Raw genomic sequence first — 14,960 nt, forward strand, 5'->3', positions numbered from 1 at the left:
TATGCTTACGGTTTTCTCATGCTATAATGATGTGTAAAAAGGATGGGGAAACGTATGTGGAGCGAGCATGTTACGTTAGAGTATCCGTATCATTTTGAAGAGGTATTAAAACGTTTATCTTTTGATCCTCTTAACGTCATTCAATTAGATGAGAAAGTTATTTATATCCCGCTTTGTATCGACGAGGAACAGGTTGTTGTTCGCTTACAAGGGATTGGTACTGTTCAAAATCCACAGTTTTGGATCTCTAGTCAGACAGGAGATCCAGAGAAAGTCATGAAACGAATGAGAGCCATTTTTCATTGGAATGAACCGTTTCAAGATATACAAAATCATTTTTTAAACACATCATTACGTCCACTATTTGAAACATATGCTTATACTCCAATTATTTTAGAATTTGATTATTTTGCTTGTCTGCTTCGCTGTATCATTCACCAACAAATAAATTTGAAATTTGCTACTGTGTTAACAGAACAATTTGTGAAACGGTATGGAACAGAGAAGAACGGTGTATTCTTTTTCCCCACTCCGGAAATAGTAGCAAATATTTCAATAGAAGAATTGAGAGAGCAGAAGTTTAGTCAGCGAAAGGCTGAATATATAGTAGGATTAGGTCGAAGTATTGTCAGTGGTACATTAAATTTAGCGAGTATAGAAAATGGGACGGAAGAAGACATTTCAGCACAATTGTTGCCAATTAGGGGAATTGGTGCATGGACAGTGCAAAACTTTTTAATGTTTGGGCTTGGACGGAAAAATATGTTCCCGAAAGCGGACATTGGGATTCAGCGTGCAGTGCAAGGTATATTTCAATTAGATGATAAACCTGATGATGCATTTTTAGAAAAATTGAAACAAGAGTGTGAACCATACTGCAGTTATGCAGCGTTATATTTATGGAAAAGTATAGAGTAGAGGTGTAATAATGATACAAAAGCAACATGAGAGTAAGTTGGAAGTTGGTCAAACGTTTCCTGTGACAATTAAACGTCTTGGGATTAACGGAGAAGGCGTTGGTTATTTTAAGAGACAAGTTGTTTTCATTCCAGGGGCATTACCAGGAGAAGAAGTTGTTGCAGAAACAACGAAAATTCAGCGTGGCTTCGCTGAAGCGAAAGTGAAAAAAGTTCGTAAAGCTTCACCGCATCGTGTGAAAGCACCGTGTCCAGTATATGAGGAGTGTGGCGGTTGTCAGCTGCAACATTTAGATTATAAAGAACAATTGAATCAAAAGCGTGATATCGTTGTACAAGCATTTGAGAAGTACATGAAAAATAGTATGGAAGAGAAAATTCGTCCAACGCTTGGCATGGAAAATCCATGGCATTATCGTAATAAGAGTCAATTACAAGTGGGGCGTAAAGACGAAAAGGTTATTACAGGGCTATATAAACAAAACTCACATCAGTTAATTGATATCGCTCACTGTATGATTCAACATAAAGCAACGAATGAAGCGACAAAAGTTGTAAGACGTATTTTAGAAAAATTAAATGTTTCTATTTACAATGAGAAAAAACAAAAAGGTTTAGTACGCACAATTGTAACACGTACTGCAGTTCAAACAGGTGAAGTACAAGTTACACTTATTACAACAAAAGAAGAATTACCAAATAAAGAACAATTTATTGCAGAAGTACAAAAACAGATGCCAGCGGTTAAATCAATTATGCAAAATGTAAACTGGCGTAAAACATCTGTTATTTTTGGCGACAAAACATTTAAATTAGCTGGAAAAGAAGTAATTCAAGAAACACTTGGTGATTTATCATTTGAATTATCAGCACGTGCGTTCTTCCAGTTGAATCCAGAGCAAACCGTTGTTTTATATAATGAAGCAAAAAAAGCCGCTGCGTTAACAGGCGATGAGAAAATTGTAGATGCGTATTGTGGCGTTGGTACAATCGGTCTTTGGCTTGCAAATGATGCAGCGGAAGTACGTGGTATGGATGTAATTCCAGAAGCGATTGCAGATGCAAGAAAAAATGCAAAGCGTCACGGATTTACAAATACGAAATATGAAGCAGGTAAAGCTGAACAATGGTTACCGAAATGGGTAAAAGAAGGATGGCGTCCAGATGTAATTGTTGTCGATCCACCACGTACAGGTTGCGATGATAAATTACTGGAAACAATTTTAAAGGTGAAGCCGAAACAAGTTGTGTATGTGTCTTGTAATCCTTCTTCATTAGCACGTGATGTACAAGCATTAATGAAGAGCTATGAAGTGGAGTATGTGCAACCAGTTGATATGTTCCCGCATACTGCGCATGTAGAAAATGTAGTGAAGCTTGTTAGAAAGTAAAGTTTATTAATATTCCCTCATGGTATGAGGGAATATTTTCTATGAAGGAGAATATTATGCATAATTATAAATTAACGATTCAGTACGATGGTGCACGTTTTAAAGGATGGCAACGTCTTGGTAATAACGATAATACGATTCAAGGAAAAATCGAAAGTGTCATATCTGAAATGATCGGAAAAGAAATTGAAATTATCGGTTGTAGTAGAACAGACGCTGGTGTACATGCTTTGAATCAAGTTGCTAACTTTCAAAGTGATGAGAAGTTAGTGGAACATAAAGTGAAAAAATATTTAAATCAATATTTACCTAATGATATTAGCATTACGAATGTGGAAGAAGTACATGATCGTTTCCATGCTCGTTACAATTCTAAAGCAAAAACATATCTGTATAAAATTTGGAATGAAGAGCATACAAATCCATTTATGCGTAAATACAGCATGCATGTGAATAAAAAATTAAATGTGAAAAGCATGAAAGCAGCTGCAAAACATTTAGTTGGTTCACATGACTTTACTGCTTTTTCAAATGCGAAATCAAAGAAAAAATCTATGGTTCGAGAAGTATATACACTTGATGTGATGGAAGAGGCAGGGTTTGTACAAATTAGAGTAAGTGGTAACGGCTTCCTTCATAATATGGTAAGAAAAATTGTTGGGGCATTAATTGAAGTTGGATTAGGACAATTAGATGCTGAAGCAATTCCAAACATTTTAGAAGAAAAGCAGCGCAATCAAATTAATTGTCTTGCTGAGGCAAGTGGGTTGTATTTAGAGAATGTTGAGTTTTAATGGCAAATAAAAAAATCGGGCTAAGTAGCTCGATTTTTTTAGTATTACGAAGATTTTTCATTTTTTATACGTAGCTTTAAATTCCAAAAAGCAGCAAGCATAATAGCTGCAAAGGAGCCAAAAATTGTTCCTAATAGCTTTGCATAAGGAGAGCTGCTTACATCGGCATTAATGAATAACATCATACAGAGCATGGCAGGGAAAAAGTATAAGTATTGTAATAACTTTAATTTTTTATCATTACTCATATATATAGCCCCTTTCTAGCATGTTATATGTTTATTATAACATATTTTACCAAGTTGTTTTTGCACTTGGAGACATGTTCATTTCATATGTGTAAATGCAGTTTTTTAATTCGATATTGTAAGTTTTGCCTACTTAATCCTAAAAATTTTGCAGCTTGTGAAATGTTGCCATGATTCTCTTTAAGAATTTGATTAATGTAGTTCTTTTCCATTTTTTCTATTGTGTGTTTTAAAGTTTTAGGTGCATCAGTATTGTGATTAGTTAGTGCATGCTGCATATTGAATTCTGTTTTTATTCGTTCACGAAAGCGAGTAGGCATATGAAAAGCTGTAATGATGGTTTCATCTTCTATCAAGTTCATGGAACCTTCAATTATATGTTCCAACTCCCGTACGTTTCCAGGCCAATCGTATGCATAGAAAAATTCTCTTACATTTACATCTACATCGGTTACGTTGAGCCCAAATTGAGTATTATATTTTTCAATAAAGTGCTGAACAAGATCTGGAATATCTTCTTTTCTTTCACGTAAAGGCGGAAGACATAAAGTAACGACGCTTAATCGGTAATATAAGTCTTCTCTTAATCGATTATGTGCGATGGCTTCGAAAGGATCTTCATTGATAGTTGCTATAATACGAACATCAATTTCTTTTTCGTGTGTGCCTCCGATTCTTCGTATTGTTTTTTCTTGTATAGCTCGTAGTAACTTCGCTTGAAGTGCTGGACTTAATGAGTTGATTTCATCTAATAACAAAGTTCCTCCGTTCGCTTCTTCAAATAAACCAGCTTTATCGATAGCTCCTGTAAATGCACCTCGGTTTGTACCGAATAATAAGCTTTCCATGAGTGTATCAGGTATAGCGGCACAGTTCTGTGAAATAAAGGGTTTTGTTGAACGCTGACTTTCATTATGGATGCTTTGTGCAAATAGTTCTTTCCCAGTGCCTGTTTCTCCTACTAGAAGTATGGAGGAAGATGTACGAATTACTCTTTTTCCTTCAGTAATGATTGATTGAATAGCTTCAGAATCACCAATTATGTGATCAAAGGTAAATTTAGTACTTTGTTTTCGAGAAGGGCCCATTCTTATTGTTTGCTTTAAGTTACTAATTTCTTTTGATATTTCAATAGCGCCTTTAATTTTTCCATTTTCTATTATAGGAAAAGTATCGTTAATCGTTGTAATTTCTTGTCCTTTATTGTTAAAATACGTTTGTTTTATATTTTTCTTTGTTTTTCCAAATTTTAATGCCTCTATAAGAGTACTATTTTTATTTTCTTCAAATGCAAATACCTCTAAAGGACTTTTATATAGCACATCTAAGCGATCCATTGATTCAATTTCCATCATTTTGCGGTTATAGACAATCGTTTTACTTTCCTCATTAATAATATGAATCCCGATATCGAGTTCATTGATTAAAGTTTCATATAGCATATTCATTTCAATAATTTGTTTGAAATTAATTTCTTCTGTATGCATGTAACATCTTCTCCTCATTTCACCCTATGAAGACTGACTTTTTATAATTTTATTAAAATTCTTATAAAATCGCAAAAAATTTTTGCTATTTTTCGTTTAAAACTTTTTAAATGATCGAAAAATTTTGCGGTTGTGCACATTTTTTTGTATGAAACTCTCATTTAATACATGAATTAGAGACTTGGTACGTATTTTGCATAAATAATATTTGAAATCTCTAGAGGGGAGAATATGAATTTTTACAGGATATACAACGTTTCGGTGTCAATTAATAAGAGGGAGGGATTTATAAAGTGAAGACAGTTATAGAAGGTGTGTATAGTCCTTGTTATGGAAAAGTAGAGAAGTTATTTGTTACGGAAAGTTCTTACGTATACGAGTGGGAGAAATTAGCGTTAATTGAAACGATAGATAAACAGAAAGTAGAAATTAAGATAGGAATCAGTGGTTATATTGAATCATTAGAAGTAGTAGAAGGACAAGCTATTGCTGATCAAAAGTTATTAATAACAGTAAGGGATGACCTTTTAGTAACAGGCAGTGATTAATGTAAGTGATGTGTATTTTTGCTCTTTTAAATCATTATTTTTACGGTGAAGGATTTTAAAAACGCTTACATTAAATGGATTGGCAAAGTGAAAAGGGGGGATTTATATGATGGATCAAAACCAAGGATTAAAAAGAGAATTGAAAAGCAGGCACATATTTATGATTGCACTCGGTGGAGTTATTGGTACAGGACTTTTTTTAGGGTCAGGTTATACGATTCATGAGGCTGGACCTGGAGGAGCAATTGTAGCGTATCTTGTCGGTGGATTTGTAATGTATTTAACGATGCTCTGTCTTGGAGAATTAGCTGTTGCGATGCCTGACGCAGGGTCTTATCAAACGTATGCGACAAAGCATATTTCCCCTGCAGCAGGTTATGTAGTGGGATGGATGTCATGGTTAAACTGGTCTGCTACGATAGGTATTGAATTAATTGCAGTTAGTATTTTGATGAAACGTTGGTTTCCTGATGTACCGTCATGGATTTGGTGTGTAGTGTTCGCGGTACTGCTCTTTGCTATTAATGCGTTATCTTCAAGAAGTTTTGCGGAAGTGGAATTTTGGTTTGCAAGTATTAAAGTAATTACAATTATTGCATTTATTATTTTAGGCGGGGCGGCAATGTTTGGTTTTCTAGATATGAAAGGAAATGAACCAGCACCGATGTTCTCTAGCTTTACTGATTACGGGGGACTGTTTCCGAATGGATTATCAGCCATTTTAATTACGATGATTGCAGTTAATTTTTCTTTCCAAGGAACAGAACTAGTTGGTATTGCAGCAGGTGAGAGTGAAAATCCAGAGAAAACGATCCCGAAGGCAATTAACAATACAGTTTGGCGTATACTTGTTTTCTTTGTACTATCTATTTTTATTCTTGCTGGACTATTCCCTTGGCAGCAAGCAGGAGTAATAGAAAGTCCATTTGTAGTTGTATTTGATAAAATTGGTATTCCTTATGCAGCCGATATTATAAATTTCGTTATTATTACAGCAGTTCTATCCGTTGCGAATTCAGGATTATATGCAACTTCTCGTATGCTATGGTCTATGTCTAATCAAGGAATGATTAGTCCGATTTTTGGTAAGTTATCTAAAAACGGTGTTCCTATTTATGCATTGATTGTAAGCACAATTGTAGGTTGTCTCTCATTATTATCAGGTATTTATGCGGAAGATACAGTTTATTTATGGCTGCTTTCTATCGCTGGATTTGGAGCGATACTAGTTTGGGCATCTATTGCTCTATCTAACTTATTAGCTAGAAGGTCATACATAAAGCAGGGCGGGGATGTGAAAGACCTGAAATTTAAAACACCGCTGTATCCATTCGTACCACTGCTTGCGTTAGTATTAAATGTAACAGTAATCGTTGGCATGGCCTTTATTCCAGAACAAAGAATGGCATTGTATTGTGGTATTCCATTTATGATTGTTTGTTTACTGTTTTATCGTGCTACAAGAAATAAGGGAAGTAATGTAGAGCATATTGAAAAGACAAATACAACGGAAGTAGAGAGTTTATAATAGTGATCAATTAGGAGACTGTAAAATTGTAAACAGTCTCTTTTTTTGTGAAAATAAAGCTGGAAACATACTATGTATGCAAAGGGGAATTAGCGATGAATCGAGAAATTTCGCAGTTGTTAAAACAAATAGATTCAAGGAAAGAGGAATTGTTAGAACTTACAAAAATATTAATTCGTTTTGAAACACCAGCACCGCCAGCGAGAAATACAAATGAAGCGCAAGAATTTGTTGCAGAGTTTTTAAGAAAACGAAATTTTAGTATTAATAAATGGGATGTATATCCGAATGATTCGAACGTTGTTGGGGTAAAAAAAGGAATAAAAAGTGACTCATATAAAAGTCTTATTATTAATGGTCATATGGATGTAGCTGAAGTGTCAGCAGATGAGGCGTGGGAAACTGATCCATTTGATCCATTTATAAAAGATGGCTGGTTAGTTGGACGTGGCGCAGCAGATATGAAAGGTGGGCTGGCTGGAGCGCTATTTGCCATTCAACTTTTACAAGAAGCTGGTATTGAATTACCTGGAGATTTAATCTTTCAATCAGTAATAGGGGAAGAAGTTGGAGAGGCAGGAACACTTCAATGCTGCAGGCGAGGTTACGATGCTGATTTTGCAGTCGTAGTGGATACGAGTGATTTACATATGCAAGGGCAAGGTGGTGTCATTACTGGATGGATTACAGTGAAAAGTCCGCAAACGTTTCATGATGCAACGCGCAGACAAATGATCCATGCTGGAGGACGTTTATTTGGAGCGAGTGCGATTGAAAAAATGATGAAAATTGTGCAGAGCTTACAAGAATTAGAGCGTCACTGGGCAGTCATGAAAACATATGAAGGCTATCCATCTGGAACAACAACAATTAATCCAGCTGTTATTGAGGGGGGAAGGCATGCGGCGTTTATTGCGGATGAGTGCCAGTTATGGATAACAGTGCACTTCTATCCGAACGAAACACATGAACAAATAATAAAAGAAATTGAAGAATATATTGGAAAGGTAGCAGCTGCCGATCCATGGTTAAGTGAAAATCCGCCACAATTTAAGTGGGGCGGAGAATCAATGATTGTAGATCGTGGTGAAATTTTCCCTTCATTAGAAGTAGATAGGGAACATGCAGCTGTAAAAAAACTTAGCTCAGTACACGAGTCTATTTTATCAAAAAATGCAATTTTAGATATGTCTGCAACGGTAACTGATGGCGGTTGGTTTAGTGAGTTTCATATTCCAGCGATTATATATGGACCAGGTACATTAGAAGAAGCACATTCTGTAAATGAGAAAGTTGAAATTGAACAGTTAATTGAATTTACAAAAGTAATAACAGCATTTATATATGAATGGTGCCACACGAAAAAATAGATTTGTATAGTAAAATCGTACGAGTATGTATACTTGTACGATTTTTTAGTGAACTATTTCAGAGGTGAAAATAAACAACTGAAATAGTTCTTTATTTTGCTATGTCTTTCGTTTTATTTCAAGTAATTTCTCTTTTGCTAATTCAACGGCGATCGCATCATCTAAATAGCCAATTGGAAAGAGATAGTCGGGAATAATATCTGTCGATAAAATGAAATACAGTAATGCGCTCCCAAGAACTGCACGTTCTTCTTTTGAAATGGTTTCATTGCAAAATTGTTGATACATATCTGTTAATTGTTCAATAAAAGGACCAGCACTATCAATTTGCTCTAATTTGCTTGCGAAACTGTCATGAATACGTTTTTCGCCTTCTGTTGTCTGGGCATAGCGTTCGTAATTTTCGAGTTCTTGTTTTACGCGAGTTGTAGTGTAATCGAAATCGAATAAGTTAGAGGAGTGCAGCGTTTGCTGAATGGTATCAAGAGATGTGTACATATCTGTTTTTTCTTTATTTATGTGAGGAGAATCAGGGTACATTTCATCAAATAACAATTGGGGTGGAACTTGAAGACATTCTGCAAATTTTTGTAGATGCTTTTGTTTTGGCGGTTGTTTGCCGTTAATAATTCTTGAGACTGTTGCAGGATCAATATTTGTAAGTATTCCTAGTTGGCGCATAGATAAGGCGCGTTCTTTTAAAAGTTTTTTTATTAATTTGCCAAGCCGATCATTCGGGTTTTCATTAGCCATAGTGTAGGCACTCCTTTTTTAGTATTGAAAAAATATTGAGCATTTATTACAAGTATATGAAACAGACAGGCACAGTTGCTCAACATTTTCATAATATGCATTGAAAAGTGAGAAAAAGGGGTGACTATTTATGAGTACAGTAGGCTTATTTTCAATTTTTTTAATCGGGATCGCTTCTAATTTAGATAATGCAGGTGTTGGAATTGCATATGGTATTCGTAAAATTCGTATTTCGTGGTTTAACAATTTTATCATCGCATTCTTTGGATTTTTATTTACTTTACTAGCTGGATTTTTTGGGAACTGGATTGCGTTATTTATTTCAGAGTTTACAGCAAATCTGATTGGAGCAATCGTTTTAGGGATAATCGGTGTGTTTATTTTGTGCCAGCCTTTCTTGGGTCAAAAAAATACTGCAGGTTCTAAAGATGATAATGTGCTTATGGGCATTTTACGTGATCCGGAAAAAGCAGATTTTGATGGTTCTAAAACAATTAGTTTCTCAGAAGCAATTGTTTTAGGAGTTGCGTTGTCTATTAATAATATTGCAGGTGGATTTGATGCAGGGGTAACAAATTTAAATCTTTGGCTTACAGCGACTATTTCTGGGGTGTTTAGTTTTATTTGTATTAGTGGTTTTGCGTATGTAGGAAAACGATTTTTAGCAGAATACTTAGGGAAATGGGCGACAGTTATCGCAGGACTATTATTAATTCTTATTGGGATAGATCAGTTGTTGTAAGGAGAGTAGAAAACAAGGTTCGAGTATTTCCTTGGAAATACAGCAAGAGATTGCATATATCGACGTACTTTTCTCCATACTAATACGGATTTCTTTTAAGAAAGGGGGATTTGTATGGGACGCGGGAAAGCATTTGATCATAAGAAAAAAGGGCATGATCATCAACCACCTAAAGGTGCGTTCATTCATAAAGATGTAAATGAACATACTTTGGAAGAGGAAGAGCTACCAGTAAATATTGAGGCGTATAAAAATAGTTTAAAAAAACATTAAAAGCACCTACATAGGTGCTTTTTTACCGTATATCTTCAATTAATTGTTCGGATTCTTCATGCATACTGTACTCACTTAATACTTGAATGCAAAGCCACTTTAATTCCTCAATCGTATGCTCAAGTTCTTCAGGAAGCACATGATAAATGTCTTCAAGTCCCATCCCGAAATGAATAAGTTCAAGTACTTGATCATCGATGTTCCGATCCATTAATAATTCAAGTACTTCTAAATTGAATATGTATCGGTGAGCTTCGTCGAGTGAAACAACTTTTAACTTCAAGCTTTCTACAATACTCAATATAAAAAGAAGGATTGTTTTTTCAAGAACAGGTTGTTTTCCCATTTGAAATATTAGTTTCATCTTTCACACCTCCACATATAGCGCTAGGTTGTACTATATTATTCAGGAGGGGGGAACAAATATGCATGATATAGAGAAACTTTCAGCACTGTTTTTGTAAGAGGATTGATAACTGACAAAAGTGAGGTTTTGGCGAAATAAAAAATCCTGCTAGTATAGCAGGATAACTCACGATTAAAAAATGCTCCAACCTTCTTGAGCAGAAAGAAGTTCAAGAATTTTAAAACCGGCAATACTATTTCCGTTTGCATCTAAAGCTGGTCCGAAAATACCGATTCCCATGTCTCCTTTTACGCAGCCAAAAATACCACCGGCTACACCACTTTTTGCAGGAATACCAACACGAATTGCAAATTCACCAGATTCGTTATACATACCACATGTGACCATAAATGTTTTGCAAATTTTTGTAATATGCTTAGGGATAATTTGTTTTTTCTTATATGGATCATATCCATCCATTGCAAAAATTAAGCCGATACGTGCTAAATCGATGCAGTTTACTTCAACTGCGCATTGACGAGTATATAAATCCATAAGTTCTTCAATATCACAATCGATAATTCCGTTTTGTTTCATATAATAACAAAGTGAACGGTTTAGGTAAGCTGTCTCTAGTTCTGAATCGGCAACTTTAGAGGAATAATTAATAGTAGGATTATCTGTTATTTCACGTACAAAATGAAGAATACGTTCCATTTTTTCCTCGTTATCTTTTCCTGCTAGCATGCTTGTAATAGCTAAAGCCCCTGCATTTATCATTGGATTAAGGGGTTTGGATGGACTTGTCGTTTCTAACTTAATAATAGAATTAAATGGGTCACCCGTTGGTTCCATTCCAACTTTAGAAAATACATATTCTTCACCACGGTCTAAAAGGGCAAGGGCAAGTGTAATTACTTTGGAAATACTTTGAAGAGTAAATAGTGTTTGTGAGTTGCCTGCATGGATATATTCTGTTTCTTTATGGAAAATGGCAATCCCTAAATCGTCTGGATTTGCATTTCCTAGTTCGGGGATATAAGTAGCAAGTTTTCCTTTTTTCGTATATGGTTTTACTTGTTCTAACAACTGTTGTAAGTTGTTTGTTTCAATGCACTGCATAGTACCAACGCTCCTATTTTGAATTAACTAAGTTTACTTTTCCCGATATGCTCGGAAATAAATAATAACATGAAAAAGTGGAATGATAAAACGAAAGTTCAATGTGCTATAATAGGTCTTTCGTTTCGAGTATTCTGTATTTTAAAAAGGAGAATTTTCCTTTTATATAACAGTTTGGAAATAGGAGATTTATCCATAAAAAGTTCAGAAATAAAAACTACACATCTATACAACTATATGTTATTATGGTTATGTAATAGAAAGCGTTTTCTAAAGCGTACTTATAATGATAACGATTTCATAAATTTGATTAGGGGGAATTAAAATGTTGCAGTTTTTACAACGTATTGGTAAAGCTTTAATGCTTCCGATCGCAGTACTACCAGCAGCAGGATTATTGCTTCGTTTAGGGCAACCAGATGTATTTGATATTCCTGTTATGGCACAGGCCGGCGCAGCAGTTTTTGATAACTTAGCACTTATTTTTGCAATTGGTATTGCAATCGGTCTTTCAGTGGATGGTAGTGGTGCAGCAGGTCTTGCAGGTGCAATTGGTTATCTTGTTATGAAAAATAGTATTGATGCACTTAGCAAAGGGTATTCAACTGCTGAATTACAAGATAAATTAGGTAAAGTCCAAGATTTAATAGGTAATAGCGCAAATGTAGATCCATCTAAGCTTGCGGATACAATGACACAAGTATCTAAGGCTGCTGAATTATCGACTAAAGTAGATATGAAAGTCTTAGGTGGTATTATTGTTGGTGTTATAGCAGGACTTCTTTATAATAAATTCCATAAGATTAAACTTCCAGAATGGTTAGGTTTCTTTGCTGGAAAACGTTTCGTTCCAATTGTTACATCAGTCGTGATGCTGATATTAGGAATTCTATTTGCACAAATTTGGCCCACAATTCAAAATGGTATTGATGCATTAGCTCATGGAATTGTTAATTTAGGTGCAATTGGTTCAGGATTATTTGGTTTATTAAACCGTTTATTAATCCCAATTGGTTTACACCACGTAATGAACACATACTTCTGGTTTGTATTTGGGGACTTTACAAATGCAGCAGGTAATGTTGTTAATGGTGATATTGCTCGTTTCCTTGCAGGTGACAAAACAGCAGGTATGTTTATGACTGGTTTCTTCCCAGTTATGATGTTCGGTTTACCAGCAGCATGTTTCGCAATGATTGCAGCTGCTAAACCAGAAAAGCGTAAAGCAGTTACTGGTATGTTAGCTGGTCTAGCATTAACTTCATTCTTAACTGGTATTACAGAGCCTATTGAATTCTCATTCATGTTCTTATCACCAGTATTATATGGTATTCATGCTGTACTAACAGGTCTTTCTTTATTCATTACAACATCGCTTGGCATTCATGATGGTTTCTCATTTAGTGCCGGTGCAATCGATTACGCTTTAAACTTCGGTATTGCAACAAAACCAGTCTTACTAGCAGGTATCGGCTTAATTTACGCAGCAATTTATTTCATAGTATTCTACTTCTTAATTAAGAAGTTCGATTTAAAAACTCCTGGTCGTGAAGATGACGATGAGTTAGTTGAAGATGGTGAGGCACCAGTTGCAGGTTCAATTGGTGAAACTTACGTAGCAGCTTTAGGCGGAAAAGAAAACTTAACAGTTATTGATAACTGTGCAACACGTCTACGCTTACAAGTAAAAGATGCTGGTCAAGTAAATGAAGCAGCATTAAAACGTGCTGGTGCAAAAGGTGTTATGAAATTAAGTAATACAAGTGTCCAAGTTATCGTAGGTACAAATGTTGAATCTGTTGCCGATGATATGAAAAAACACGTATAAATAATGAGATAAGAGGATGTCCAAAAAGATTGATAACATCAATTTTTTAGAGGATATCCTCTTTTTTTGTTAATAATTTAACGGGAATCTTACTTTTGTAAATTTTCTTTTTCTTTTTTGTACATATAGGTTGGTAATATGTGCAGTGCGTGATAAAGTAGGGATGATATAGAGTGGATTATCCATAATCTACTAAAACGAATCTTTAGTAAAGGAATTAAATTATTGGTGAGTAAGGGGAAAAAAGCAATTATGGATCAGGAAAAAAATAATGCGAATGGGAAAGTACGTCGGCCGATTGTATACATAAACAGAACAATCATTCTCGTCTTACTATTATCACTTGTATATTTCATGTATACAAAAATTGTTGCGCATAATAAGAAAGAAGAAACTTTAAAAGCGGCAGCAGAAATGAAGAAACAAGAAGAGCTAAAAAAGAAAGAAGAAAAAAAGAAACAAGAAGTACAGAAGCAAAAACAAAAAGAGCAGGAAGAACAAGTGAAGCAAGCGCAAGCTGTGGAGAAGCTTCCCGAGGGACCACCTCAAGAAATTAATGAAAACGCTCAATTGGACCAGTATTTACAAAACGCAGGATTTAGCGGGACAGCTGTTATTGTGAAGAACGGAAAAGTTCTTTTGAATAAAGGGTACGGTATGGCAAATAAAGAACAGAAAGTACCGAATAATTCAGAGACGACTTTTTATATTGGTTCTATTTCAAAGGCATTTGTAGCAACTGCTATTATGCAGTTGAAAGATCAAAATAAATTACAAGTAGAAGATACTGTTGCAAAGTATATTCCAAATTTTCCTCAAGGTAATAGTATTCAGCTAAAACATCTATTAACACATACATCAGGGATTCCCGAATATGAGCAGGGAAAAGAAGATATTTCTCATGAAGAACTGATAAAGCGGATAGGAAATCAAAAGCGTATTGGTGGTCCAGGAGAGAAGTGGAAGTATTCTGATTCGAACTACTCTATACTTGCATACATTGCCGAGAAGGTAAGTGGACAGTCGCTCGAAGAATATATTAAACAACATATTTTTGCTATTGCGGGTATGAAACATTCTGGTTTTGGTACAGCGTTAGAACAAACAAGATTCCCATCAACGGGTTATAAAATAGTAAATAATAATATGACAACACCTAATATTCCGAGCATGTCACAACTATATGGTTGTGGTGATATATACACAAGTGCGCATGATTTATATTTATTTAACGAAGCACTATTCTCTGGTAAATTAATTTCAAAAGAGAGTTACGATCAAATGTTTACGGGTGGAAAAAAGGATTACGGGTTTGGATGGTACGTAGACCCAGGAAGCTATTCGAATCACGGTGTAATGCCAGGATGGAATTGCTTAAACGGATTTAGTAAAAATGGTAGTGTATATGTTGTTTTATTATCTAACATTCAAAATAACATTAAATCATTTGGTAAAGTGAATAACGATATTTATTCGATATTGCGGAATATTGAAGTGTAAGAAACTATCCTTTTGGATAGTTTTTTTTATGCCTTGAACTAAATATTTCTTTTAGAAAATGTATGTCTTACCTATCACAAAAATATCTATTTTGTATACATTAAGATGTATGG

15 protein-coding genes and 1 pseudogene are annotated in these 14,960 nt (G+C 35.0%); 11 read left to right on the forward strand and 5 right to left on the reverse strand.

The features are described from left to right. The first annotated feature begins 54 nt into the window (after nt 1-54). From MHB52_RS02470 to truA, 3 genes are read left to right on the forward strand one after another with little or no spacing between them, the layout of a single operon-like run. Nucleotides 55-918 (forward strand): DNA-3-methyladenine glycosylase family protein, encoded by an 864-nt coding sequence (locus MHB52_RS02470; protein WP_000269421.1) that lies wholly within the window; start codon nt 55-57, stop codon nt 916-918. Nucleotides 919-928: 10 nt separating this feature from the next. Beyond that, nucleotides 929-2,308, forward strand: coding sequence for a 23S rRNA (uracil(1939)-C(5))-methyltransferase RlmD (rlmD, locus tag MHB52_RS02475; RefSeq protein ID WP_000615200.1), 1,380 nt, complete (start codon nt 929-931; stop codon nt 2,306-2,308). A 56-nt stretch (nt 2,309-2,364) separates the two neighbouring features. Beyond that, the gene (gene truA / locus MHB52_RS02480; RefSeq protein ID WP_000553114.1) at nt 2,365-3,102 is read left to right on the forward strand and encodes a tRNA pseudouridine(38-40) synthase TruA; all 738 of its coding nucleotides are present in this window, start codon (nt 2,365-2,367) and stop codon (nt 3,100-3,102) included. A 44-nt stretch (nt 3,103-3,146) separates the two neighbouring features. Here truA and MHB52_RS02485 read toward each other — a convergent pair whose 3' ends face one another. Together MHB52_RS02485 and MHB52_RS02490 are read right to left on the reverse strand one after the other, a co-directional pair. Then, nucleotides 3,147-3,350, reverse strand: a complete 204-nt coding sequence (locus MHB52_RS02485; RefSeq protein ID WP_000063861.1) for a hypothetical protein — start codon at nt 3,348-3,350, stop codon at nt 3,147-3,149. 83 nt (nt 3,351-3,433) lie between these two features. Further along, nucleotides 3,434-4,837, reverse strand: a complete 1,404-nt coding sequence (locus MHB52_RS02490) for a sigma-54 interaction domain-containing protein (protein WP_061663402.1) — start codon at nt 4,835-4,837, stop codon at nt 3,434-3,436. A gap of 293 nt (nt 4,838-5,130) precedes the next feature. Between MHB52_RS02490 and MHB52_RS02495 the strand changes: the two genes are divergently transcribed. The 3 genes from MHB52_RS02495 to MHB52_RS02505 all read left to right on the forward strand — a co-directional run bounded on the left by MHB52_RS02495 (nt 5,131) and on the right by MHB52_RS02505 (nt 8,283). Continuing rightward, a complete protein-coding gene (locus MHB52_RS02495) occupies nt 5,131-5,385 on the forward strand; it encodes a biotin/lipoyl-containing protein (RefSeq protein ID WP_000859489.1) in 255 nt (84 codons plus the stop codon). A 106-nt stretch (nt 5,386-5,491) separates the two neighbouring features. After that, a complete protein-coding gene (locus MHB52_RS02500; protein WP_000969250.1) occupies nt 5,492-6,913 on the forward strand; it encodes an amino acid permease in 1,422 nt (473 codons plus the stop codon). A gap of 95 nt (nt 6,914-7,008) precedes the next feature. Next, on the forward strand, nt 7,009-8,283 hold the full coding sequence (locus MHB52_RS02505; protein ID WP_061663404.1) for an acetylornithine deacetylase: 1,275 nt from the start codon (nt 7,009-7,011) through the stop codon (nt 8,281-8,283). A 99-nt stretch (nt 8,284-8,382) separates the two neighbouring features. Here the strand turns inward: MHB52_RS02505 and MHB52_RS02510 are convergent, their stop codons facing one another. Continuing rightward, nucleotides 8,383-9,036, reverse strand: coding sequence for a DUF1232 domain-containing protein (locus MHB52_RS02510; protein WP_061663405.1), 654 nt, complete (start codon nt 9,034-9,036; stop codon nt 8,383-8,385). Nucleotides 9,037-9,166: 130 nt separating this feature from the next. Here MHB52_RS02510 and ytaF point away from each other — a divergent pair, with 130 nt between their 5' ends. Together ytaF and MHB52_RS02520 are read left to right on the forward strand one after the other, a co-directional pair. Beyond that, nucleotides 9,167-9,778, forward strand: coding sequence for a sporulation membrane protein YtaF (gene ytaF, locus MHB52_RS02515; RefSeq protein ID WP_016117123.1), 612 nt, complete (start codon nt 9,167-9,169; stop codon nt 9,776-9,778). Nucleotides 9,779-9,892: 114 nt separating this feature from the next. After that, the gene (locus MHB52_RS02520) at nt 9,893-10,051 is read left to right on the forward strand and encodes a hypothetical protein (protein WP_000532409.1); all 159 of its coding nucleotides are present in this window, start codon (nt 9,893-9,895) and stop codon (nt 10,049-10,051) included. Nucleotides 10,052-10,073: 22 nt separating this feature from the next. On the opposite strand, the gene MHB52_RS02525 is transcribed toward MHB52_RS02520, so the two are convergent. After that, a complete protein-coding gene (locus tag MHB52_RS02525) occupies nt 10,074-10,415 on the reverse strand; it encodes a DUF3969 family protein (protein ID WP_000766604.1) in 342 nt (113 codons plus the stop codon). Nucleotides 10,416-10,589: 174 nt separating this feature from the next. Further along, nucleotides 10,590-11,519 (reverse strand): glutaminase A, encoded by a 930-nt coding sequence (glsA, locus tag MHB52_RS02530; protein WP_001149850.1) that lies wholly within the window; start codon nt 11,517-11,519, stop codon nt 10,590-10,592. Nucleotides 11,520-11,588: 69 nt separating this feature from the next. On the opposite strand from glsA, the pseudogene MHB52_RS02535 reads away from it, so the two are divergent. The 3 genes and pseudogenes from MHB52_RS02535 to MHB52_RS02545 all read left to right on the forward strand — a co-directional run bounded on the left by MHB52_RS02535 (nt 11,589) and on the right by MHB52_RS02545 (nt 14,847). Beyond that, nucleotides 11,589-11,703 (forward strand): annotated as a pseudogene (locus MHB52_RS02535) (transcriptional regulator). A gap of 141 nt (nt 11,704-11,844) precedes the next feature. Next, entirely contained in the window at nt 11,845-13,347 is a 1,503-nt protein-coding gene (nagE, locus tag MHB52_RS02540) for an N-acetylglucosamine-specific PTS transporter subunit IIBC (RefSeq protein WP_000938893.1), read from the forward strand. A gap of 252 nt (nt 13,348-13,599) precedes the next feature. Then, the gene (locus tag MHB52_RS02545) at nt 13,600-14,847 is read left to right on the forward strand and encodes a serine hydrolase domain-containing protein (protein ID WP_000371845.1); all 1,248 of its coding nucleotides are present in this window, start codon (nt 13,600-13,602) and stop codon (nt 14,845-14,847) included. Nucleotides 14,848-14,960 lie beyond the last annotated feature (113 nt).

The sequence above is a fragment of the Bacillus sp. FSL K6-0073 genome (assembly GCF_038006085.1).
Lineage (GTDB): Bacteria > Bacillota > Bacilli > Bacillales > Bacillaceae_G > Bacillus_A > Bacillus_A cereus.

What these genes read in the sequence shown, in the direction of transcription:
- MHB52_RS02470 (WP_000269421.1), top strand. Translation starts at nt 55, where the DNA reads ATGTGGAGCGAGCATGTTACGTTAGAGTATCCGTATCATTTTGAAGAG.
- rlmD (WP_000615200.1), top strand. Translation starts at nt 929, where the DNA reads ATGATACAAAAGCAACATGAGAGTAAGTTGGAAGTTGGTCAAACGTTT.
- truA (WP_000553114.1), top strand. Translation starts at nt 2,365, where the DNA reads ATGCATAATTATAAATTAACGATTCAGTACGATGGTGCACGTTTTAAA.
- MHB52_RS02485 (WP_000063861.1), bottom strand. Translation starts at nt 3,350, where the DNA reads ATGAGTAATGATAAAAAATTAAAGTTATTACAATACTTATACTTTTTC.
- MHB52_RS02490 (WP_061663402.1), bottom strand. Translation starts at nt 4,837, where the DNA reads ATGCATACAGAAGAAATTAATTTCAAACAAATTATTGAAATGAATATG.
- MHB52_RS02500 (WP_000969250.1), top strand. Translation starts at nt 5,492, where the DNA reads ATGATGGATCAAAACCAAGGATTAAAAAGAGAATTGAAAAGCAGGCAC.
- MHB52_RS02505 (WP_061663404.1), top strand. Translation starts at nt 7,009, where the DNA reads ATGAATCGAGAAATTTCGCAGTTGTTAAAACAAATAGATTCAAGGAAA.
- MHB52_RS02510 (WP_061663405.1), bottom strand. Translation starts at nt 9,036, where the DNA reads ATGGCTAATGAAAACCCGAATGATCGGCTTGGCAAATTAATAAAAAAA.
- ytaF (WP_016117123.1), top strand. Translation starts at nt 9,167, where the DNA reads ATGAGTACAGTAGGCTTATTTTCAATTTTTTTAATCGGGATCGCTTCT.
- MHB52_RS02520 (WP_000532409.1), top strand. Translation starts at nt 9,893, where the DNA reads ATGGGACGCGGGAAAGCATTTGATCATAAGAAAAAAGGGCATGATCAT.
- MHB52_RS02525 (WP_000766604.1), bottom strand. Translation starts at nt 10,415, where the DNA reads ATGAAACTAATATTTCAAATGGGAAAACAACCTGTTCTTGAAAAAACA.
- glsA (WP_001149850.1), bottom strand. Translation starts at nt 11,519, where the DNA reads ATGCAGTGCATTGAAACAAACAACTTACAACAGTTGTTAGAACAAGTA.
- nagE (WP_000938893.1), top strand. Translation starts at nt 11,845, where the DNA reads ATGTTGCAGTTTTTACAACGTATTGGTAAAGCTTTAATGCTTCCGATC.
- MHB52_RS02545 (WP_000371845.1), top strand. Translation starts at nt 13,600, where the DNA reads ATGGATCAGGAAAAAAATAATGCGAATGGGAAAGTACGTCGGCCGATT.